This window comes from Paenibacillus sp. FSL M7-0896, assembly GCF_037975415.1.
Classification (GTDB): Bacteria; Bacillota; Bacilli; order Paenibacillales; family Paenibacillaceae; genus Paenibacillus_AQ; species Paenibacillus_AQ silagei.
Genome location: NZ_CP150250.1, coordinates 2,749,753 through 2,771,161, shown reverse-complemented (window position 1 = coordinate 2,771,161; position 21,409 = coordinate 2,749,753). Strand labels below are relative to the sequence as shown.

Sequence of the window (21,409 nt, the reverse complement as noted above, 5' to 3'; positions counted from 1 at the left end):
CCTTCTCCTTGCTCAAATGCGAAGCGGATGCCTGTATCATGATCTGTTCCTGCCTTTCCCGTGGTACATTTTGTTTACTGCATTTATTTGTAACGCAGAACGGAGAATCCGGCAAGTGGAAACCGCTTGAATGCCTAGGTAAAAATATTGCAGAGGACGATTGACCTGCGGACCGGTTTATTTTACAATAAACTCATAAACGCGCGTTTACATTAGAGGGGGTACATTATGCGAAGCGAAGATATTGCCAAGCTAGCCGGGGTTTCGCGAAGCACCGTATCCCGTGTGATCAACAACTATTCCAATGTCCCTGAAGAGACCCGGGCCAAGGTGCTGAAGGTGATTGAACAGCATCAGTACGAGCCGAACAGCTTCGCCCGGGCGCTGGCCGGCAAGAAGACCGACACGATCGGGCTGTTTGCCATCAGCATGAACGAGAAGGAGAATGCGACGCGGATCTATCAGAACAATTATTTTGCCCCGTTCGTCGATGCTGTGGTAGATACGTCGAATGCCCGCGGCTGTTATGTTCTGATTCACACCGTCTATTCTCCCGACGACTTCCTGAAGGTCAAGCAAGCCTTCCTGCAGAAACGGATTGACGGCGGCATTATTGTCGGGACCCAGAAGGATATCGGGATTGTACGGGAAATGGTCGGTCTCAGCGCTCCGCTGGTGCTGATCGATTATGACATTTCAGAGATTATGTCAGAGCATCTGGACCGCAATCATCTCGCCATTGTGAATTCCAAGGATTATGAAGGTACGGTAGAAGCCATTGAGTACTTAATCGGTCTCGGCCATCAGGAGATCGGCATGATTTGCGGACGGATGAATACTTATTCCGGACGGGAGCGCTACATGGCTTACGAGAATACGCTGAAGCGCCATGGCCTTGCCCTGCGGAAGGACTTCGTCCTTCCGGGTGATTTTCTCAAGGAAACCGCCTATCAGGAAGTGAAGAAGCTGCTGGATTCCGGCGGCCCGCTGCCGACAGCCTTCTTCTCTTCCAATGACGATATGGCTATCTCGGCGATGGAAGCGTTCTCGGAGCATGGCATTTCCGTGCCGGAGGATATCTCCATTGCGGGGTTCGACGATGTGCAGCTTGCTGCGCGGATTCATCCCAAGCTGACCTCCGTCCGTCTGCCGATTTATGAAATGTCCAAAGCCGCTGTCGAGAAGGTCATTGAGCTGTGTGATTCACAGCAGCCTACCTTCAGCACCATCAGTTTTCCGGCGCGTCTGATTACCCGAGATTCCTGTCAGCCGCCGAAGAAGTAGAGCTACACTCCGATTCAGACAGATCCAGAAAAATCCCTTGCCCCGAGGGAATTTTTTCTCCGCTCTGTAAACGCGCGTTCACAATCGAAAGGAGACTTGTCTCTCATGAAATTCGGAACTTTTGACGACACCCGCAAAGAGTATGTAATCAACACCCCCAAAACACCTTATCCTTGGATTAACTACCTCGGCAACGAGCAGTTTTTCGGCCTGATCTCTAATACTGCCGGGGGCTATACCTTCTACCGCGATGCGCGGATGAGACGACTTACCCGTTACCGGTATAACAATATTCCGCTGGATACCGGCGGCCGCTATTACTACCTGTACGATGGCGGGGACTTCTGGACCCCGGGCTGGATGCCAGTGAAGCGGGACCTGGACTTCTACGAATGCCGCCACGGTCTCGGCTATACTTCTATCACAGGGGAGCGTAACGGCATTTCCGTGAATCAACTTGCTTTTGTACCGATGGGCCATAATGCGGAAGTCCACCGTCTGGTTGTTAAGAACACAGGCGATGTGAAGAAGACCGTGAAGCTGTTCTCTTTTGCCGAGTTCTGCCTGTGGAATGCCAATGATGATATGACCAACTTCCAGCGTAACCTCAGCACCGGCGAAGTAGAAGTGAAGGATTCCGTCATTTATCACAAAACAGAATACCGCGAGCGCAGAAACCACTATTCCTTCTATTCTGTAAATAAAGAAATTGCCGGCTTCGATACGGACCGCGAATCGTTCGTGGGCATGTACAATGGCCTGGATGCTCCGCAGGCGGTTGCTGCCGGTGAGGCTACTAACTCTGTCGCCAGCGGCTGGTCACCGATCGGCTCCCACGCCCTTGACATCACGCTGGAGCCTGGCGAAGCTCAAAGTTTCATCTTCGTGCTCGGCTACATCGAGAACCCTGAGGATGAGAAATGGGAAGCCCTGAACGTGATCAACAAGAAGCCGGCTCAGGCTGTTATTGATCAGTTCGCTACAGATGCCCAGGTGGATGCCGCCCTGGAGGTTCTGGCTGCACACTGGGATAACCTGCTGTCCAAATATCAGATTAAGAGCGGGGACGACAAGCTGAACCGGATGGTGAACATCTGGAATCCGTACCAGTGTATGGTTACCTTCAACATGTCCCGTTCCGCTTCCTACTTCGAATCCGGCATTGGCCGCGGTATGGGCTTCCGCGATTCCAACCAGGACTTGCTCGGCTTCGTCCACCAGATTCCAGAGCGCGCCAGAGAACGTATTCTCGATATCGCCGCTACCCAGTTCCCTGACGGCAGCGCGTATCACCAGTACCAGCCGCTAACCAAGAAGGGCAACAATGAAGTCGGCTCCGGCTTCAATGATGATCCACTCTGGCTGATCTCGGGTACAGCAGCCTATATTAAGGAGACCGGCGATTATTCGATCCTTGATGAGCAGGTTCCTTTTGACAGCAATCCGGATCACACTGCAACCCTGTTCGAGCATCTGAAGCTGAGCTTCGAGCATGTCACGAACAACCTCGGGCCTCACGGCCTGCCGCTGATTGGACGCGCGGACTGGAATGACTGTCTGAACCTGAACTGCTTCTCCACCGAACCGGGCGAATCGTTCCAGACTACGGAGAATATCGCAGGCGGCGTAGCGGAATCCGTGTTCATTGCAGGTCTGTTCGTCTTCGTTGGACCGGACTATGCCGAGATCTGCCGGATGCGCGGACTGGATGATGTAGCCGCTGACGCTGTTGCCAAGATCGAGAACATGAGTGCCATCACGTTGTCCCACGGCTTCGACGGCGACTGGTTCCTGCGCGCTTATGACCACTATGGCGACAAGATCGGCAGCAAGGAGAACGAGGAAGGCCAGATCTTCATTGAGCCGCAAGGCATGTGCGTAATGGCCGGAATCGGTGTAGAGAACGGTGAAGCAGCCCGCGCCCTGACTTCCGTGCAGGAACGTCTGGATACGGACTATGGTATCGTTTTGCAGCAGCCTCCGTATTCCAAGTACTATCTGAACCTGGGTGAAATCTCCACGTACCCTCCGGGCTACAAAGAGAATGCGGGGATCTTCTGCCATAACAACCCTTGGATCATGATTGCGGAGACGGTCCTTGGACACGGCGACAGAGCCTTCGAAATCTACAAAAAAATCGCTCCGGCTTACCTGGAAGACATCAGCGAAGTGCACCGGATGGAGCCTTACGTGTACTCTCAGATGATCGCCGGTAAAGATGCTGTACGTCACGGCGAAGCTAAGAACTCCTGGCTGACAGGAACAGCAGCATGGAACTATGTAGCGATTACACAGTCCATCCTGGGGATTCAGGCAGACTTTGCCGGGCTCAAGGTTGACCCTTGTATCCCTGCAGAATGGGACGGCTTCGAGATTACCCGCGTCTTCCGTGGCGACACTTATGTAATCTCGATCCAGAATCCGAACCATGTATCCAAAGGCGTAGCCAGCCTGACCCTCGACGGCGCTGCCGTGGAAGGCAACATTATCGCTCCTGTGGGCGACGGTGCTGTTCATCAGGTTGTAGTCACTCTCGGCTAATTATCTATCACTCCTATAAAAGCATAACAACCCGGTTGTCCGCTTAGGCGGTACAACCGGGTTGTTCGTTCATGGACAGGCGGCCCCCGGAATTACTCCGGTATCCATACCTTCATCTCTCCGCTGCCGCGGTTGCCCCACAGATAGTACGGAATTGCCGTTACTTCCATCGGCTGTACTGCCGCCCTGGTGCTGCCGTAGAGTCCGCCACTCCAGCTCTGCTCCTCCACCCTGTAGCCCTCCGCCCGGATTACTACAGCTCCGCCAAGCAGCTCTTCATCATAAGCCTCCTTGAACCTGCCCTCCTTGCTTAGAGATATTGAGCTTAGCGGCTCGCCGTTATCCGCAGATTCCAGACAATAGACCAGCGGCCCGTACTGAATAGCCGTCTTCCCGGCATTAGCCCGCAGTTCCGGGTGGGCGTATACACGGTGCGCTTCCATTGGAAGCATCAGCTCCACTATGTCACCGGGCTGCCATTCCCTGCGGATTACCGCATAACCCTGCTCCAAAGCATCAAGTGCTGGAAGGAGCCCGCCATTGACGCTGATCCGGACCTTTCCGCTGCTCCACGATGGAATACGCAGGGCGATACCGAACACCCCGGCTTCCGCAGGATCAACCTTCAGTGTGACTATGCCCTCCCATGGAAGCTTGCTGGACTAAGTGACCTTCACCTCTGTTCCTCCAAGTAGGGTTATAAGCTCACTTCCGATATACAGATTCGTATAGAGCGTATCGCTGTGTTCAGTGTAGATATACTGATTCAATGAGGTCAGCAGGCGCGCCACATTCGGCGGGCAGCAGGCACAGCCGAACCAGCCCTGGCGCTGCGCCTTCACATGCTGTTTGCCGGGATTACAGGTGCAGGCCTGCGGCCAGACCTCCAGCGGATTGACGTAGAAATAATGCTTGCCGTCCTGCGCCATCGAGCCGAGTACATTATTATAGAGCGCACGCTCCATCACATCGGCATAACGGCTATCTGGAGTCAATTCCAGCATTCGTCTGGCAAAAAAGATCAGCCCGATCGAAGCACAGGTCTCCGCATAGACCGTATCGTTAGGCAGATCGTAATCAAAGGTGAATGCTTCGCCGTGATGGGTGGAGCCGATTCCGCCAGTGATATACATCTGTCTCTCTGTCATATTGTTCCACAGGCGCAGGCACGCCTCGCGAAGTGCTTCATCTCCGGTCAGGCGGGCCAAGTCGGCCATGGCGGTATACATATAGACGGCGCGGACAGAGTGGCCTAGGGCTACCGTCTGCTCACGGACCGGTATATGGGACTGATTGTAGGCCATATCGATTTGATCCGTCTGGCCGCCCCAATGTGTAACCCTGCCCCGGCCCTCCCATTCCTGGCGCAGGAAGTTCGGCTCCTGCCCGCGCTGGTCAATGAAGAAGAGGCTGAGCTTCAGATACTTCTCTTCCCCTGTCAGCCGGTACAGCTTCACCAGCGCCAGCTCAATCTCCTGATGACCGTCGTAGCCCTTCAGCTTGCCTTCCTCCGTTCCGAAGACAGAGTCGATATGATCGGCCATACGGCGCATAATACTCAGCAGCTTGTCCTTACCGGTCGCTTCATAATAAGCCACTGCAGCTTCGATGAAATGTCCGGCGCAATACAGTTCATGGCAATCCTGGAGATTCGTCCAGCGCTTGCCCGGTTCCTTGACAGTGAAGTAAGTGTTCAGGTATCCGTCGGCCTGCTGTGCTTCTCCTACCAGATCGATCACCTCGTCCGCCTGGCGTTCCAGCTCCGGGTCCCGCCGGATGCTGAGGGAATAAGCCGTTGCCTCCAGCCACTTGGCTACATCGCTGTCCTGGAAGACCATGCCCCCGAACTTACCCTGTCTTCTTCCGGCAGCGATTTCAAAATTGGCAATGGCATGGCTCGGTTCAGCCCCGGCCACGCGGTCATGAAGCGCCTCATATTGATAAGGAATCACTGTCTCCTGCACCAACCGGATATAACGGCCCCAGAATTCATCCTGAACGTGCACTCTGTGGCCTCCCTGATCCGAATGACCGGAATGATCTGGTTGAACGGTTGTCCGAACCTTTGCACCTTCAAATTGACTCATTGTAGCATCTCCTCTTCAGCATTTCGTCCTCGCTAATTGCCATTATAGACGGTACAATATAACAAAAACAGAAGCATAAACAACCCCGTTTTTGTACTATTTCACACAACTTTTATATAAGGCTTAGCGAAGTTAATTCAGGACACATGCCTTTCCAAGGAGCTGCTAATGACACTTAATTCTTCCTATATTCATCTGGCCGCACCACCCTTCCCCTATTTCCTGGAATGCGGCCGTACCGTCTATTTGCCCGGAGACCAGCATCCGAACCGCAGCCGTATGGGCAAATTCGATCTGATCATCGTGGAGCAGGGATGCCTGCACATTGGAGAGGAGCATACAGAATGGGCAGTGGGCGCCGGGCATACCCTGCTGCTGCTGCCTGACCGCTACCATTATTCAGTGCAGCCGTGTGAAGCAGAGACGATCTTCACCTGGGTTCATTTTCACACGGTGGGAGAATGGACAGAATCAGCGGGTGAGCCGGTATATGCGGACCGGGAAACGCATTTCCGGCAGTTTCTTACCCACCCTTATACCATCCGTATTCCCCAGTTCGGACCGCTACCTGCCCCCTTCGCACGAAGCGGCCAGGCAGGGCAGTTGCTGCAGCTGAACCATAATAGGCGCTCAAGCGCCGTGTGGCAGCAGCAGCGTATCTTCGAGGAGATGCTGCGGACGATGGATCTGGCCCGGCAAGATACGGCCGGAAGCCAGGCAGACGAGATTGCCGAGCAGACGGAGGCCTATCTGCGGAATCATTATATGGAAGAAGTCACGAATACCTCTCTGGCGGATGCCCTGCATTTTCACTACAATTACCTGGCCCGCTGCATGAAGCGTGTCTACGGGCTTACGCCCATGGAGTACCTGACCGATTACCGGCTGGAGCAGGCCAAGCTTCTGCTGCTTAAGACAGAGATCCCGATCGCGGCAATCGCAGAGCGCACCGGCTTCGAGAGTACAGCTTACTTCTCCCGGCGCTTCAGCCGCAAGGTCGGAATCTCTCCGCTGCGCTTCCGCAAGCGATATTCCCGCTGAGCATGAATGCCCTTAGGCGGAACCCGGGGCAAGGATACGGAATTCGTGCAGTTCCCGGCAGTAGGATAACCCGCGAATCCGTACGGACTGGGGCGTGTAGGCTCTGATCGGGCCCGCTTCCAGCTGCTGCTCCGGCCCGCTCTTCAGCCACACTGCCACCGGCACCTCCGATAGTGCAGCAGCCAGCAGCTCCATATCAGTCTCCAGTATTTTATAGAAATAACCCATTTCAGACTTCACCTGCTTTATGGTCAATTGATTCGGGCAGCGCAGAACTTTTAGCTATTTTTTTCCAAATGGGCGCATAAAGATTAAGACATGCCTCAATTCCGGAGATGTTGACTATGCGATCCTTCCCAAGCTATATTATTATTCTGCTGGCCAGCCTGCTGATTGCAACAGGAACGAACTTCTTCCTGGTCCCCTATAAAATCCTCGATGGAGGAATTATCGGCATTGCCCTCATTATTAATTATATCTCCGGCACCAAAATCGGACTGTGCATTATGCTATGCAGTCTGCCTATCTTCCTGCTGGCCTGGTTCCGGCAACGGGAAATCTTCTACAATAGCATTCTGGGTCTGCTGGCTTCCTCCCTGCTGATCGAGCTGCTCTTTCCGCTTCAGTATTACTTCCTGTACTATATTGAGCTGGGCTCCATCTCAAGCGCCATTATCGGCGGCTTCCTGATGGGTACCGGACTCGGGCTGATGCTGCGCTTCAAAGCCAGCACAGGCGGAACAGACCTCCTCGCCAGATTCATCCAACGCTACCTGCCGCTGAATGTCGGCCTGATTATCTTCCTGACGGACTTCCTGATCATCGGCGCTGGCGGAATTCTGATCTCCAAGGAGACCTTTTTCCATTCGATTCTGACGATTGTTTCAGGAGGGGTCGCTACGGGATTATGCACGCTGGAAGAGTAAAAACCCGGAATTTGCCGGATGCTATGAATAAAGGTTGAAATTTTCAGACTTTCAGGCGACAATCGAATAGATAACATTCCCGGGGAGGATTAGCGAAGTTGGATAGTACAAGCACGAATAGCAACACTTCCATACATGACATTGTCGATCTGTGCCTGCTGGCAGGCAAGATCATGCTGCAGAGCGGTGCAGAGACCTACCGTGTGGAGGATACCATGAGCCGGATGGCGGCGGCACTCGGCTTCCCCGGTGCGCATAGCTATGTCACGCCGACGGTCATTATGTTCACCACCAGCCGGACCGAGCCGGTGAAGCTGTTCCGGATCGCCGAACGGACGACAGACCTGCAAAAGGTATCCGAGGTCAATGACATCTCCAGGCGGCTGACCGAGCGCCAGCTGACAGCCGCAGAAGCGCGGGAGCGGCTCGGCGTGGTCGATGACGCAGCCCATGCTTACCCGGTATGGGTACAGATCGCAGCGGCAGCCTTGACCGGAGCCTGCTTCACGGTCATGTTCAAGGGCAGCCTGCAGGATGCTCTGCCGTCGCTGCTGATCTCCGGTACAGGCTTCGCAGCGGCCACTTATCTTCACCGTCTGGTGCAGTTTCGCTTCTTCGCGGAATTCATTGCTTCCTTCATTATCGGTCTGCTGGCCTTCTTCTCCGTCAAGCTCGGCGTGGGACGGGAGATGGACAAGATTATTATCGGCTGTGTAATGCCGCTCGTACCGGGGCTGCTCATCACCAATGCGGTCCGTGACCTGATGGCCGGGCATCTGGTATCCGGCATCTCCAAAGGGGCCGACGCCTTTCTGACTGCGTTCGCCATCGGGACCGGCATCGGGCTGGTCCTGTCCATTTTTTAACACCCACTTGAAAGAGGTCGTCCTGCCATGATTTTGCAATTGATCACCAGTTTCATCGCTGCCTCAACCTTCTGCATTCTATTCAATGCACCGGTGCGCGCGCTGCTGCAATGCGGCTTCGCCGGAATGATCGGCTGGATGCTGTACCTGCTGCTGGATTACAGTTCCGATACTGTCGTCGCAACCTTTGGTGCTACCGTTGTGATCGGACTGATCAGCCAGTTTTTTGCGCGTTCCTTCAAGATGCCGGTCATTATCTTCAGTGTCGGCGGCATCATCCCGCTTGTGCCGGGCGGTCTTGCGTATGATGCCATGCGGAGGTTCGTGGAGAATGATAATAACCTCGGCATCCAGTATGGGGTTCAGGCGCTCCTGCTGTCCGGAGCCATTGCGGCTGGTCTGGTGCTAAGCGAGGTGCTCGGACAGATGTTTTTGCGTATCAAGAAATTGCCCAAACAACCGTAACGCTCCATTCCACAGACAAGCCCGCTTGCAGCAAGGACCCCGGGTCCCTGCGCAAGCGGGCTTTGTATATTGTATCAGGTAAAATATATTGCAACACCGGCGTTCTAACGGTCTAATCCTCCCAGATTGAGGTTTCGAGCTGGTCGACGAACCGCCGCAGCCTGCCGGCAATCTTAAGATTAATTGCCCCGTTCTGATACATCTCCTGTACAGTATTCCGTTGCTCCTGAATCGCCTGCAGCTTCAGCTCCAGCTTGTCATCATCCAGTACGCCGTCATTGCTCCAGCCTTCCCCCTGCACCAGCCTGGATTCCAGCCGTTCGTACTTGTCGATGACCTTCTGTGAGGCGAGCCGGTTCTCATCACTCATTCCTGCACTAACGGCGGATACTGCCGCCTGGCACATCGCAATCTTCGCCGTCCGCGCACTTTCGGCATTCTGCAGGGCGAGCTGTCCTTCTTCCCCGCTGAGCTTACCTGAGAACAGTCCAGAGAACAGCCGCTGAATTTCTGTTAAAGAGAATTTAATCTGTGTATTCAGCCGTTTGCACAGCAGAGACTCCGTATGATCCAGCAGCTCCTCCATCTTCACGGCAACAGGCTCCGGCAGCGCCCCGTTCTCCATGATCCGCCGCAACTCCGTGCGTTCGGCTTCGAGCGCACTCTTGCGTGCCTCGACACCCAGACGGAGGAACTGCTCATGGGCCGGGTCATGATCCGGTCTTGCAGCACATAGTCTATCAACCTTATCTGTAAATTCCAGCAGCACAGGCTGTGTTGAGCGCTCCGGGCTCTCAGAGACCAGGCTGCGCAGCATCGACATCCCGGCATCAATGACCACATTTCTGGCTGCCAGCTCCGTATTCCCGTATACAGCTCCGGCGCTCTGAACTACGGTCTCTTCACTGTCCGCAAGCAGCGGAAGGAAGATGCTGGCGATGACCAGCGACATCAGAATCACACCTGCCGCCAGCGCAATAATGAGATCCCGCTCCGGAAAAGGTGTCACCCCGTCCCCAAGCACCAGCGGAATGGAGAAGGCACCTGCAAGGGTTACAGCTCCCCTCACCCCTGAGATCGAGGTAATAATCTGTGACTTCAGCGGGGCCTTCTCTGCCTTCAGCCGCTTGCTCTCCCATAAGGAGTAACCATAGACCCACAGAAACCGCAGCACAATCAGCAGCGCCGTGATTGCCAGAACATAGCCGGCAACCATGAAGTTATTCAGCGTCTGATCCCGGTAAATCACCTCGATCACATCCGGAACGGACACACCGAGAATCAGGAAGACCAGCCCGTTCAGCACCAGCAGCAGTACAGACCAGGTACTGGCGGATACCAGCTGAAGCTTATATTGCGGGGAGACGGCCCGGTCCTTCTCAATGGCGTACATGACACCCCCTGCCACAACGGCCAGAATGCCCGAGACCCCGATCTCCTCGCTGATCAGATAAATAATGAACGGCGTAAGGATCTGCAGCAGCACATGGATGGTCACATCCTCCATACCGAACCTGCGGATGAACACGCTGAGCCGGATCAGCAGGAATGACAGCACTGCACCAAGCAGCAGTCCTCCTGCGGCAATCAGCACAAAACTAAACGAGGCCTTAGGCAGAGAGAACACGCCGGTAACCATGGCTGCAATCGCAAATTTAAAGGCGACCAGGCCGGAGGCATCGTTCATCAGCGATTCTCCTTCGAGAATCCGGTGGATGCTTTTGGGAAGATGAACCCGTCCAGCCAGCGCGCTTACCGCTACCGCATCCGTAGGAGACAGAATAGCCGCCAGTGCGAAGGAAGCTGCCAGCGGAATCGAGGGAATCATCCAGTTAATCGCATAGCCCGCCACAAATACCGTGACAAATACAAGTCCCAGCGCCAGCAGCAGAATCGGTGCCCTAAGGTTCCACAGCTCACCGCGCGGCGTCCGCCGCCCGTCATTGAAGAGCAGCGGAGCAATGAATAGTACAAAAAACAGCTCAGGCTCGAAGTGCATATGTATTCCCGTCGGAATTAGTGCAGCAATGATTCCTAGTCCGATCTGAATCAGGGGAACCGGGACAAACGGAATGAAGCGGTTCAATATATTCGATACGGCGATTAATCCAAGCATCAACAGCACAGCCAGAAAAGTCTCCAAGTCCATCATCTCCCCGTCTGATAATCAATTATATTATTGCAATGACCCGGCTAACGTCAACAAACGGAAGGCACAGCGGAAATTACAATCTCCGCCCGTACCTTCCGTTGCCTTATCATTTACGGCTTCCGCCGCTGGTCTAGCAGTAAACAGTAACACGATGCTGTCCGCCCTGTTATTTTAGCTTTTCACTAGCAGCTGTATGCCTATATTCCACGGGTCCCTTAGAGTGATGATACCGCCCTCTTCTTCCACACGGTATCCGGCACGCTTCACACGTTCAGCGGCTTCATGCACATCCTGAATGTTCGGGAGCAGCAGTGTAAAATAATCGATGCCCGCCGCATTCGCCGGAGCCGCCGGAGCCCCCTTGCCAGCCCAGGTATTCAGTCCCATATGATGATGATAGCCTCCAGCCGAAATGAACATGGCCGCATCGCCGTAATGGGCGGTCACCGTGAATCCAAGCGCATCCACGTAGAATTTCTTAGCCTCTGCCAGATCGCCCACATGGAAGTGAACATGACCCATTACAGTGCCCGCAGGCAGCCCGGTCCAGCTCAGGCCCTCCGATGCAGCCAGCAGACCGTCCACATCCACCGGATCGGTGGTCATGACCACATTGCCTGTTGCTTCATACTTCCAGGTGTCACGGGGCCGGTCGCGGTACAGCTCGATTCCGTTATGATCAGGGTCTTCGATGTATAGAGCTTCGCTGACCAGATGATCCCCCTGGCCCACCGATATCCCGGAATCGATCAGATTGCGCAGCACCAGTCCCAGAGAAGGCCGGTCCGGCAGCAGAATCGCAAAATGGTATAGTCCGGCCACCGAGTTCCGGCGCAGCACCTGAGCCTGCTCAATCTCCCGCAGGACAAGCAGCACCTGCTGGCCATCCGCCGTCAGCTCTACCACGCGCCCTTGCTGCCGCAGAATCTTCAGTCCGATTACATTCTGATAAAAGTTGAGCGAGCGTTCCAAATTACTTACACGAATCTGTACAAGTCCAATTTCCAGTTGTTGCGGTAATATAGCTGTTGCTGTCATAGGAATCCCTCCTGAAATGAATATAGGCTAATTCAAATAAAGTCCCTGGTACCAAAGCACGCATAATAACGGTTAGTGTTGACTGTTCCTATCCTGTCCATGCAAAGGTAATTTCAATTTCCGTTACACATTAACTTACTTAAGTATAGTTGCGATCTATATGTTTGTCAATTACTTTTACAATACACATTAGAGTCTACAAAAAAAGCCCAGCCGACAGGCCAGACTCCGAAGCAGTCATTTCGTTATTGAGATTCACCAAGGATCTCTATCAATACATCCTGTGCAGTAATTCTTAGTTCACTTGGCGGGGAATCCATTAGAACCCGAAGCTCGAACCCCTGCTCCGCGGCATAGATCTCGTCATACAGCCAATATTTCTTCACAAGCGGTTCAGGCAAGCGTAGTCCGCTCACACCTTTGAACTTTAGCTTGATCTCACATTGGTAATGCATCGCCCCGGCGCAGTCCAGAATCATCTCCAGCACACCTTCTGTAGGCATAGTATAGGAGATTACTCTGGCATCATGCAGACTCTTCTCGACTAACTGTACGGCGCTTTCCGGGAGTTCATGCTTAATGGCTTCGTACCCTTTGCGGTATTCTCTGAAGATCGCCTGCACCCGTTCATCATATTCCCAGCCCCACTGCAAGGCCCGTTGCTTGAACTCAGGCGCAGGATAAGTGGAATTTATCGTTCCGTCATGTATTGAAGCGTGGAAGTACCCGGGTAGATATTTCAGCAGATCTTTTTTCATATATTCCAGAAAATCCTTGGCCCGCTCCTCATAGCTGATCCCCTCCGCCGCATGCCAAGCCACATCCTCCACCCAATCCTGCTCCGTCTCCGGGAAGACCATGAACCCGCGCACCTGCATTTCTTCATACCAGGATATAGTGAAAAATTTCATTCTGAAGCTTCCTCCACTCTGTAGCGATCCTTAATTCCCGGCCAGCTTCTCCCCCAGATATACCCGGTGCTCCTGCGAAGCCGCCACAATCCAGACCGTCACTTGCTGCTTGCTGAACAGGAACTCGCTATCTACTTTGAGATACGGGAGCTTCGTCCCTCCGAAGGGTCCGTCATTACGCAACATTGAATTTTCCGCCTTCAAAATATTCTTCACCTGATCTTCGCTCAGGCGCAGGAACTGCGCAGTCTCTGCAAGTGTCATCAACGGATGGTCCTCAGCTTGGCTTTCCGTCTGCGCTCCGGCAGGTGTCTGGTGCTGTAACTCATAACCCGCTCTAATCCGATCGCCGATCACGAAACTGCTGGTAACCAGACACAGGCCCAGAATCAGGGCAGCTCCCAGGATGGTATAATTGTTCTTCATGGGCAAAATCTCCTTATATGTATGCTTGAATCAATGTGCAGGAGTATAAGTAAGGAGCCAACAGTCCCTCCACTCCCCTTCATGCAGTTCATGCTCCGGTAAAAGCTTGCTGCGTACAAATCCGATTTTCTCATAGACTCTGAGTGCCCTGTGATTCCAGCACTGCGGGTCCATGACAATGAGTTCTGCCTGCTCTGCTTCGAGCAGATGCTTCACCATCCCACCTACCAGTAGCGAACCTATCCCCTGGCTCCATAGCTGCGGCTCACCAATGAACTGATCCATTCCGTAGACCTTTCCCGTATAATCTGCTTAGCCGTACTCCGTCAGCTCTTCCCTGCCAACAGGATAGAACTGGATATAACCTATATCCTGACCCATGTACTGCACGATCCCACGGTATAATCCCTCTTCTTCACTTTCATAAAAATTCGTCTGTACCCGTTCCAGATCATGCGGACAGTCCCGGCCTTCATAATACTCCAGCACTGCCGGGTCCGAGAGCCATCGTACGAGCAGCGGTGCATCCTCCTGTTCCAGCCTGCGGACACTGAGGTCCCCGTTCTTAAAAAGAATCATTATGAGATCACTCCTTATATTCCTATAGTCCTGTCACATATGTGTCAGTCTAAACGATAGAAATCGCAGTGTAAAGTCAGCACCAAGCAGCTGCTCATCAAAAAAAGTGGCCCCGCCGGTAACCGGCAGGGCCAAAAGTCTATTGTAAGGGGGTCATGGGTCTACTATACTGAGCGAAGCTTAAGCCCAGATGAAAAACACATAAAGGTTTAATGAAAATAGACAGAATTCCGCAAGGATCAAAGAAAGACCCTGCCGAGGCACGGCGGGGTCTTCCACAAATGGTTCCACTGGGGGGTGGAGAACTTCACTATACTCCCCGAACCTTAAAAAAACATAAAACGGGGCTGAAGGTTTCCTTAAATTTACGTACATCAGATCCTGTCTCAAGCCACAGGAAGCTGATGTACGATCTGATCCAGGGTGACCTCCTGCAGCACATTCTCCATCGCCTTCTGTGCAAGAGAGAATACTGGAACAATAGCGCCTGCAATGTTCTTGCCTACCGGACACTCCGGGTTCGGATGCTCATGGACAGAGAACAGCGAGTCCTCTTCCACCGCATTCACCGCCTTATAAATCTGCAGCAGCGTAATATCAGCTGCACTGCGGGCAAGCTTCGCTCCGGCCACACCGGGACGAACCTCCACAAGTCCTGCCTTATTCAGCATACCCGTAAGGCGGCGAATCACTACGGGGTTCGTATTCACGCTGCCGGCGATCCACTCGGAGGTGCTTTTGCCGTCTTTGTTGCTGTCGATTAAGGTTAGAATATGAATAGCCACCGCAAATCGCGTGCTAATGTTCATAACAATCACTCCTTCACACTGGCCGGAATGCTTCCGCCAGATGCAACTATAATAGTTACATTTAGGACAATTGTCAATCCCATGAGGAGTGTGCAGACAACAGAACACTATTCACTGTCATACGCCTGCAATGCCACCGGCAGAGCTTGAATCACCACATTACCCACTGCCGGAAGGGGCAGCAGCACTGCGCTGATGATCTCATCACGGGTTGCGCCTAGTGCTTTGGCATGCTTAACATGAAAGGGGAGCCCGCTCTCCAGCCTAACCGCCGCGAGTACAGAGATATAGGCAATCTCCTCGGTTTTGGCATCCAGGCTGCTTGCGGCATCCAGCTTCTTCACAATTTCGCCAAGGGCCTTTTGCTGCTCCGGCGCTTCCTTCATAAATGTCATAAAGGCATGACTGACTTGCGGTACATTATCCACTTTAATTAACCCTCCGATTCTGGAAACAGATTCTTGCATTCCATATGATAACATCATCTTTAGTATGAGGGTTTCTTGCGTAATGCATACATTACAACTGTTAAATATTCCTATATATAAGATGCACTTAAGGTTCAAACTCTAATTTGGGTCGTCGCTGCGGTGAACATTTGGCCCTCCGGCCGCTGTTGTGTTTGGATTTCTTCATACAAACCGCTCCTCACGGTAGAAATCCAAACACAAAGGCGGACGCTATCGCTCCTCCAGTTCCAAATTTCCCCTCCACTTCTTTTTGCTTTTTGTTAATAGCTTTAGTGCGTCTTATATATCTTCACGCAGTAGTCAAAATAATCGGCTTGCCCTTGGTGACCACAATTGTGTGCTCAAACTGGGCCACGCGGCTGTTGTCGGCAACGCTGAGTGTCCAGCCATCCGGCTGCTGCTCTACGAAATCAGTGCCTGTGGACAGAAACGGTTCGATGGTAATGACCTGGCCTTCTTTCAGCACCGTCGTTACACGCGGATTATAGAAGGGCAGAATCTCAAACGGCTTTTCATGCAACGCTTTGCCAATGCCGTGGCTGCACAGGTTACGCACGACTTTATAGCCGCGCTTCCGTGCTTCCGACTCCATAACCCGGCCGATCTCGTTCACCTTCATGCCCGCCCGGAGATGATTAATCACGCTCATCATGGTCTCTTCCGTACTCCGGCAGAGGTGAATCAGCTTCTCATTATAAGGAGGCAATTGAAACGATACCCCGGCATCGCCAAAATAACCGTTCAGCTCGGCGGAGACATCGATATTGATCAGATCTCCGGCCTGAATGACACGTTGTCCCGGAATTCCATGCGCTACCTCTTCATTCACACTTATACAGGTCGTTCCGGGGAAGTTGTAGGTTACCTTTGGAGCAGATTTTGCGCCAAAATGGTTGAGAATCTTCGCCCCCACCTCATCCAGCTCCGCAGTCGTCATTCCGGGAACTACACTTTTCTTCATCTCAGCAATGGTGTGACCTACCACTGCACCCGCCGCTTTCAGCCCTTGCATATCCTGGAGCGTCTCGCTCGTCATCCCTGCTCACATTCCTCTCGTTATCAAAGCTTCACCTTGAGTATGTATCCTACAAGTATAACAGCCTTGTTACGCAGAGTGAAATCAACGTACCTCTTAGCTTATTGCACCTACGGCCTTCATCCAGGCATCAGCGATTAAGGCATGTCCGGCAGGCGAAGGGTGTACCCCATCCCCCGCCCAGAAGGCAGGTTCAGCCTTGACGGATGCCGCTGCGAACAGGCCGTCCAGCGGCACCAGCACAGCGCCGTATTCACGGGCCAGCTCACGGACTACGTGGATTTTGGGGTCCAGATCCTGACGCCAGCCCTTGCGGTCTTCCGGCACCGGCAATACGAACGGCTCCACCAGCACCAGCTTGGCATCCAGATGCTGCTTGGTCCGTTCAATCAGATCACGGTAGGACGACTCGAATTCAGCCGCTGTAGTCTCCTGCCCGGAATCATACCACCGCCAGGTATCATTTATGCCAATATAGATAGACACCCAGGTTGGCTTCAGCGCAAGACAATCCCTCTCCCAGCGCTCCTGCAGATCGACCGCCCGGTTGCCGCTAATTCCGCGGTTCAGGAACGTAAGATTCTTCTCAGCATACTGAAGGCCAAGCCGGGCACCCGCCATCAGCGCGTAACCTACACCCAGCGATGAAGCATCGGCGTAATTGCGTCCACAATCTGTGATACTATCCCCCTGAAACAGGATGATATCGTTCTTTTGAAATGGCATGCCTGAAATCCTCCTATGAAACATCTATAGTATGTAAACATGATCATTATAGCAAATCGGCTTTCCTGCGGACACGTTTTCATTGAAAATTATTCCTAAAACAGAAAACCCCCTAAGACTGCCATATGACAGTCCCAGGGGGATCTTAGAATAGAAATTTAATAGGCCAGGCTGAACAAGCCATGGATATGAGTCAGGTAACGGATGTTACTGGCTTCCTTCATCAGCGTTGCCGGCAGACCCTTCAGCGGAGTGGAGTTACCGCCGACAATGGCTACCCCGTCTTTGCGTCCGAGGCTGGCGAGTGTGCCGGAATTGACCGGGCTGAAGGCCTCCTGCGGTTTATCATTAAGATAAGCGAACAGATTGTAGCCAATCAGCTCACCCATCTGCCAGGCGATCTGTGCCGTTGGCGGATAAGGACGGCCATCCGGTGCAAAGACAACAGCGCTATCTCCGGCAACAAATACATTAGGGTGTGAAGTAGACTGCAGGAATTCATTCACCGTGGCCCGGCCGCGGTTGACTTCAAGACCGGATTCGCCAACCAGCGGATTGCCCTGTACCCCGCCGGTCCAGACGAAGGTGTTCGCCACAATCTGCTGCCCATCCTTGAGATCAATCTTATTATCGGCCACCTTCGTTACCGGAAGTCCCGTCAGGAATTGCACCCCGCGCTTCTCCAGGCTGGCTGTAGCGCGCTCAATCAGATGATCCGGCAGGACAGGGAGAATCTTCGGACCCGCTTCAACGAGCAGAAGCTTGATCTCAGCAGGATTCACTCCATATTGCTTCGTCAGCTTAGGCAGAATATCGGCAATTTCGCCTACTAGCTCTACGCCAGTCAGTCCGCCGCCGCCGATCAGAATTGTTGCATCTGCTGCGTTGCGGGTTTTGGAGTAGTCACGAATCCGGTCTTCAATATGACGGCGGATCCGCAGCGCATCTGCTGCTGATTTCAGCACCATGCTGTATTCTTCAAGTCCCGGAATACCAAAGTATGCGGTGGTGCTGCCCAGACCGACAACGAGAGCATCATAGGTCAGCATGACGCCGTCCGAGAGAATAACCTGCTTGTTCTCCGGGGAGAACGAATTGACCTTGGCGATTTTCAGATCAATATCTTTACCGGCGAACAGCTTCGCCAGCGGCATGGCAACCGCCTGTTCAGACGCACTGCCAGCTGCAAGCCGGTGCAATTCCGTAATAATCTGATGTGTCGGATACTGATTGACGACCGTAATTTTGGCTTCCGCTTTGCTCATATATTTACGAACGGTTAAGGCACTGAGCAGACCGCCGTAGCCTGCACCTAGAATCACTATATGTTTTGACATGATAATTCCTCCATCATTAAGTATTACGGGCTTATTTACCCGATTGACGTTCACCGCTGACCTGCAGATAGGCATTCATGAACCGGAGAGCCTTCTGTACCTGCGGGTCCTTGATCATCTTCATCATGCCGAACAGGCTGACTGTTTCGCTGCTTGCATCCGCGCGGTCCTTCGCTTCAATGACAGTAGCCGCCAGATTCTTGGCAGTGCCCACCACAGGACCCGCCATTTCCTTGATCGCACCAACTGTATCATTCTTAAGTACTTCATCCGTGGCAACTGACTGCACAAAATCTAGTGATTTGGACAATACACTGACCATTTGTGTGATCTGCGGCAGCTGCTCTACCAAAAGAATCAGAGATTGCTGCACCTCCGGCTTCAAAAGCTCTTTCAGCACATCCTCTCTGGGAAGAGCTGCTTCTGGTATTTCTTGTTCAGGCAGGGTTTGGGTAACGGTTTCTGACATATCGAAGTCTCCTTTTACAAATCGTATTCTTGCACAATGACATCCAGGTGAAACTATGTGACTATTATAACACTCTATTTGTTATTATTGTCACAATCTTTTTGCCTTTGCAACCTATTTTTGTGATTATTATCACTTCCTCATCGGTTTTATCGAACTCAGTCGTTTAATCAGGTTAAATTTACAAATTATTATGTTTTTCCTCATTGACGTATACAAAGAGTCGTGATATCTTAAGCAAGTAACTAAATGTAAGTTCATTAATTAATATCAGCAATTGATTATTACTAAGCAGCATACATATTAGATGGAGGTAATGACTTATGAGTACTTTTTCCGAATTGGTGCAGTCCCGCAGATCGGCTAATAATTTCGTGGAAGGTGTTACCATTCCGCAGAGTGAGCTCGAAGAGATGTTCTCCCTGGCCCGCCTGGCTCCCTCGGCTTATAATCTTCAACACACCCATTATAAGGTGATCAGCGATGACAACGTAAAGGAAGCCATCCGCAAGGACGCGTATGGTCAATACAAGATCCACACCGCATCGGCTGTTATTGTGGTGCTGGGTGACAAGAATGCCTATCTGCAGGCTCCTGAAATCTATAGCGGGCTTAAGCTTCTGGGAGCGATGAGCGAGGATGCATACGAGCAAACCATTCAATCTATCAACGATGCTTATACCGGGAACGATACTTTCCAGCGGGATGAAGCGATCCGCAATGCTTCTCTGTCAGCGATGCAGTTCATGCTGATTGCCAAGGATAAGGGCTGGGATACCTGCCCGATGATCGGCTTTGATCCGGAGGCTGTGAAGGCTACCCTCGGTCTCGGCGACCATATGGTTCCGGTGATGCTGATTACAATCGGCAAGGACAACCAGCATAAGATCAGACCGCGCGGCTACCGCAAGCCGGTTAATGAGTTTGTTGAATTCATCTAATAAAAAGGGTCTTTCGGCTACTATGCCGAAAGACCCTTGTCTATATCATCCTGCCGTATTCTCAATCCATACTCACCGCGCATACTGCAAAATCGCCACAGCCGCACGCTCCTGCCGCTCTACATCCGTGCTGTTCAAGGCTGCCTTCAGGACAGCCAGCGCCTGCGCTACTGTAGCTTCATCCACCTGAACCGGACAGGCACCGGCGGCATTCCCGCCATCCCCTGCCTGATTCCCCAGCCACAGATCGATTCGGGCTGCGGGCAGCACTCCTGAATAGGCAGTTATTCTGCTGTCAGAGGCAAGCAGCCCTGTTACAGCCGGATTAACCGCAGCGAGGGGCAGACTCTTCAGCCAGGTGACACCGCGCCGGTGGGCTGTACTATCCTCTGCGCCGCTGTGCCGGGTATCATAGAAGTAATCACCAAGGTCCCCGAGATACACCCATTCTTCATCGGCGATCAGCACGTAATCCCCATCCTTCATCGCATTGACGAAGGTATCCAGGGTATTCGTTGCACTCTCCAGCTCATGCCCGTCGTAAGCAGCGGCAGCTAACTTGCTGCTGATCTCTTCTCTGCTATGCTTCTCCAGATCACCCGTACCGGGATAGCCCGCACATATATAATTATCCTCCAAAAAGGACTTCAGCAGCCCGCTGCCGAGTTCCTCAAGCTTCATTGCATACAAGCTCATTTCCGTTTCCTTTCCCTCCAGGCAAAGCTGCCGGAGTCTACGCAGCATTGAAACCATCCTTTTCATTATACAGCAAAGGCAGCGGGATTTGAATTCGGCAGATTCTAAGGAAAACGCAGAATAACAGCGCTTACAATACCTTTTTCCAAACTGGGAGTGCAAATTTAAAAATTTCGGCTTTTTACTATTCCCCGCACGGACGGTATAATTCAGGTATCAGCTCAAGGAAACAGACACTGCAGGAAGAACGTAAGCCAGGACAGAATCTCCGGCAGCTAATCTTAAGCAGCGCTCCTCCTTGTGACTGAGACTATATCTTTGATCCTGGCATTCCCGTCTGAAGTGAGTCCCTGCACGAAACGGTATGAGCTTCTTAAAGCTCACAGGCTTCACAACCCCATCCTATCGTGGTAAGCGGATCAGTTTAGAGCAGTTTGAATGTGCAGGATAGGCAAATATACTGCCGCCTCGGACCATTTCTACCCGGCTGAGTACAAAGGATAGGATAAGGAGTCTGAGACTAACATGGGTATAGTGGTAACAATATAAACCTCTATTGTTGATGTACTGATCAACGATAGAGGTTTATATGTGTCTGCACGGTCTTAC

19 protein-coding genes and 2 pseudogenes are annotated in these 21,409 nt (G+C 52.5%); 7 read left to right on the top strand and 14 right to left on the bottom strand.

Annotated features, from left to right (window positions below; genetic code table 11):
• Window positions 1–228: 228 nt before the first annotated feature.
• Window positions 229–1,284, top strand: a complete 1,056-nt coding sequence (locus MKY12_RS11565; protein WP_339313900.1) for a LacI family DNA-binding transcriptional regulator — start codon at window positions 229–231, stop codon at window positions 1,282–1,284.
• Between the two features lie 105 nt (window positions 1,285–1,389).
• Window positions 1,390–3,825 (top strand): glycosyl transferase, encoded by a 2,436-nt coding sequence (locus MKY12_RS11560; protein WP_339313899.1) that lies wholly within the window; start codon window positions 1,390–1,392, stop codon window positions 3,823–3,825.
• 92 nt (window positions 3,826–3,917) lie between these two features.
• On the opposite strand, the pseudogene MKY12_RS11555 reads toward MKY12_RS11560, so the two are convergent.
• Window positions 3,918–5,831 (bottom strand): annotated as a pseudogene (locus MKY12_RS11555) (beta-L-arabinofuranosidase domain-containing protein).
• 249 nt (window positions 5,832–6,080) lie between these two features.
• Here MKY12_RS11555 and MKY12_RS11550 point away from each other — a divergent pair.
• Window positions 6,081–6,953: an AraC family transcriptional regulator gene (locus MKY12_RS11550; RefSeq protein WP_339313898.1), complete on the top strand. Its 873-nt coding sequence runs from the start codon at window positions 6,081–6,083 to the stop codon at window positions 6,951–6,953.
• A gap of 12 nt (window positions 6,954–6,965) precedes the next feature.
• On the opposite strand, the gene MKY12_RS11545 is transcribed toward MKY12_RS11550, so the two are convergent.
• A complete protein-coding gene (locus tag MKY12_RS11545) occupies window positions 6,966–7,181 on the bottom strand; it encodes a hypothetical protein (RefSeq protein ID WP_339313897.1) in 216 nt (71 codons plus the stop codon).
• A 116-nt stretch (window positions 7,182–7,297) separates the two neighbouring features.
• On the opposite strand from MKY12_RS11545, the gene MKY12_RS11540 reads away from it, so the two are divergent.
• The 3 genes from MKY12_RS11540 (at window position 7,298) to MKY12_RS11530 (ending at window position 9,210) form a co-directional block, all read left to right on the top strand.
• On the top strand, window positions 7,298–7,879 hold the full coding sequence (locus MKY12_RS11540) for a YitT family protein (protein WP_339313896.1): 582 nt from the start codon (window positions 7,298–7,300) through the stop codon (window positions 7,877–7,879).
• Between the two features lie 98 nt (window positions 7,880–7,977).
• Window positions 7,978–8,745: a threonine/serine exporter family protein gene (locus MKY12_RS11535; RefSeq protein ID WP_081751313.1), complete on the top strand. Its 768-nt coding sequence runs from the start codon at window positions 7,978–7,980 to the stop codon at window positions 8,743–8,745.
• 27 nt (window positions 8,746–8,772) lie between these two features.
• The gene (locus tag MKY12_RS11530) at window positions 8,773–9,210 is read left to right on the top strand and encodes a threonine/serine exporter family protein (RefSeq protein WP_036729575.1); all 438 of its coding nucleotides are present in this window, start codon (window positions 8,773–8,775) and stop codon (window positions 9,208–9,210) included.
• Window positions 9,211–9,322: 112 nt separating this feature from the next.
• Here MKY12_RS11530 and MKY12_RS11525 read toward each other — a convergent pair whose 3' ends face one another.
• From MKY12_RS11525 to MKY12_RS11475, 11 genes and pseudogenes are all read right to left on the bottom strand, one after another.
• Window positions 9,323–11,353, bottom strand: a complete 2,031-nt coding sequence (locus MKY12_RS11525) for a Na+/H+ antiporter (RefSeq protein WP_209877713.1) — start codon at window positions 11,351–11,353, stop codon at window positions 9,323–9,325.
• A gap of 180 nt (window positions 11,354–11,533) precedes the next feature.
• Entirely contained in the window at window positions 11,534–12,400 is an 867-nt protein-coding gene (locus tag MKY12_RS11520) for a VOC family protein (RefSeq protein ID WP_339313895.1), read from the bottom strand.
• 245 nt (window positions 12,401–12,645) lie between these two features.
• A complete protein-coding gene (locus tag MKY12_RS11515; protein WP_339313894.1) occupies window positions 12,646–13,311 on the bottom strand; it encodes a DUF4085 family protein in 666 nt (221 codons plus the stop codon).
• A gap of 30 nt (window positions 13,312–13,341) precedes the next feature.
• On the bottom strand, window positions 13,342–13,737 hold the full coding sequence (locus MKY12_RS11510) for a hypothetical protein (RefSeq protein ID WP_339313893.1): 396 nt from the start codon (window positions 13,735–13,737) through the stop codon (window positions 13,342–13,344).
• A gap of 30 nt (window positions 13,738–13,767) precedes the next feature.
• Window positions 13,768–14,316: pseudogene (locus MKY12_RS11505) on the bottom strand (GNAT family N-acetyltransferase).
• Between the two features lie 386 nt (window positions 14,317–14,702).
• The gene (locus MKY12_RS11500) at window positions 14,703–15,125 is read right to left on the bottom strand and encodes an Rrf2 family transcriptional regulator (protein WP_036729584.1); all 423 of its coding nucleotides are present in this window, start codon (window positions 15,123–15,125) and stop codon (window positions 14,703–14,705) included.
• 107 nt (window positions 15,126–15,232) lie between these two features.
• Window positions 15,233–15,520 carry a carboxymuconolactone decarboxylase family protein gene (locus MKY12_RS11495; RefSeq protein WP_036695137.1) on the bottom strand — a complete coding sequence of 96 codons (288 nt, stop codon included), beginning with the start codon at window positions 15,518–15,520 and terminating at the stop codon, window positions 15,233–15,235.
• Between the two features lie 364 nt (window positions 15,521–15,884).
• Window positions 15,885–16,631, bottom strand: a complete 747-nt coding sequence (gene map, locus MKY12_RS11490) for a type I methionyl aminopeptidase (protein WP_339313892.1) — start codon at window positions 16,629–16,631, stop codon at window positions 15,885–15,887.
• Window positions 16,632–16,727: 96 nt separating this feature from the next.
• Window positions 16,728–17,357 carry an SGNH/GDSL hydrolase family protein gene (locus tag MKY12_RS11485; protein ID WP_339224502.1) on the bottom strand — a complete coding sequence of 210 codons (630 nt, stop codon included), beginning with the start codon at window positions 17,355–17,357 and terminating at the stop codon, window positions 16,728–16,730.
• Window positions 17,358–17,515: 158 nt separating this feature from the next.
• On the bottom strand, window positions 17,516–18,694 hold the full coding sequence (locus MKY12_RS11480; RefSeq protein ID WP_076074185.1) for an NAD(P)/FAD-dependent oxidoreductase: 1,179 nt from the start codon (window positions 18,692–18,694) through the stop codon (window positions 17,516–17,518).
• Between the two features lie 31 nt (window positions 18,695–18,725).
• Window positions 18,726–19,163, bottom strand: coding sequence for a DUF1641 domain-containing protein (locus tag MKY12_RS11475; protein WP_339313891.1), 438 nt, complete (start codon window positions 19,161–19,163; stop codon window positions 18,726–18,728).
• Between the two features lie 323 nt (window positions 19,164–19,486).
• Here MKY12_RS11475 and MKY12_RS11470 point away from each other — a divergent pair, with 323 nt between their 5' ends.
• Entirely contained in the window at window positions 19,487–20,104 is a 618-nt protein-coding gene (locus MKY12_RS11470; RefSeq protein WP_339313890.1) for a nitroreductase family protein, read from the top strand.
• Between the two features lie 72 nt (window positions 20,105–20,176).
• Here the strand turns inward: MKY12_RS11470 and MKY12_RS11465 are convergent, their stop codons facing one another.
• Window positions 20,177–20,785, bottom strand: a complete 609-nt coding sequence (locus tag MKY12_RS11465; protein ID WP_339313888.1) for a hypothetical protein — start codon at window positions 20,783–20,785, stop codon at window positions 20,177–20,179.
• Window positions 20,786–21,409 lie beyond the last annotated feature (624 nt).

Excerpts from the sequence above, each read along its gene's own strand:
- MKY12_RS11565 (WP_339313900.1), top strand. The coding sequence starts at position 229 with ATGCGAAGCGAAGATATTGCCAAGCTAGCCGGGGTTTCGCGAAGCACC.
- MKY12_RS11560 (WP_339313899.1), top strand. The coding sequence starts at position 1,390 with ATGAAATTCGGAACTTTTGACGACACCCGCAAAGAGTATGTAATCAAC.
- MKY12_RS11550 (WP_339313898.1), top strand. The coding sequence starts at position 6,081 with ATGACACTTAATTCTTCCTATATTCATCTGGCCGCACCACCCTTCCCC.
- MKY12_RS11545 (WP_339313897.1), bottom strand. The coding sequence starts at position 7,181 with ATGGGTTATTTCTATAAAATACTGGAGACTGATATGGAGCTGCTGGCT.
- MKY12_RS11540 (WP_339313896.1), top strand. The coding sequence starts at position 7,298 with ATGCGATCCTTCCCAAGCTATATTATTATTCTGCTGGCCAGCCTGCTG.
- MKY12_RS11530 (WP_036729575.1), top strand. The coding sequence starts at position 8,773 with ATGATTTTGCAATTGATCACCAGTTTCATCGCTGCCTCAACCTTCTGC.
- MKY12_RS11520 (WP_339313895.1), bottom strand. The coding sequence starts at position 12,400 with ATGACAGCAACAGCTATATTACCGCAACAACTGGAAATTGGACTTGTA.
- MKY12_RS11515 (WP_339313894.1), bottom strand. The coding sequence starts at position 13,311 with ATGAAATTTTTCACTATATCCTGGTATGAAGAAATGCAGGTGCGCGGG.
- MKY12_RS11510 (WP_339313893.1), bottom strand. The coding sequence starts at position 13,737 with ATGAAGAACAATTATACCATCCTGGGAGCTGCCCTGATTCTGGGCCTG.
- MKY12_RS11500 (WP_036729584.1), bottom strand. The coding sequence starts at position 15,125 with ATGAACATTAGCACGCGATTTGCGGTGGCTATTCATATTCTAACCTTA.
- MKY12_RS11495 (WP_036695137.1), bottom strand. The coding sequence starts at position 15,520 with ATGACATTTATGAAGGAAGCGCCGGAGCAGCAAAAGGCCCTTGGCGAA.
- map (WP_339313892.1), bottom strand. The coding sequence starts at position 16,631 with ATGACGAGCGAGACGCTCCAGGATATGCAAGGGCTGAAAGCGGCGGGT.
- MKY12_RS11485 (WP_339224502.1), bottom strand. The coding sequence starts at position 17,357 with ATGCCATTTCAAAAGAACGATATCATCCTGTTTCAGGGGGATAGTATC.
- MKY12_RS11480 (WP_076074185.1), bottom strand. The coding sequence starts at position 18,694 with ATGTCAAAACATATAGTGATTCTAGGTGCAGGCTACGGCGGTCTGCTC.
- MKY12_RS11475 (WP_339313891.1), bottom strand. The coding sequence starts at position 19,163 with ATGTCAGAAACCGTTACCCAAACCCTGCCTGAACAAGAAATACCAGAA.
- MKY12_RS11470 (WP_339313890.1), top strand. The coding sequence starts at position 19,487 with ATGAGTACTTTTTCCGAATTGGTGCAGTCCCGCAGATCGGCTAATAAT.
- MKY12_RS11465 (WP_339313888.1), bottom strand. The coding sequence starts at position 20,785 with ATGAAGCTTGAGGAACTCGGCAGCGGGCTGCTGAAGTCCTTTTTGGAG.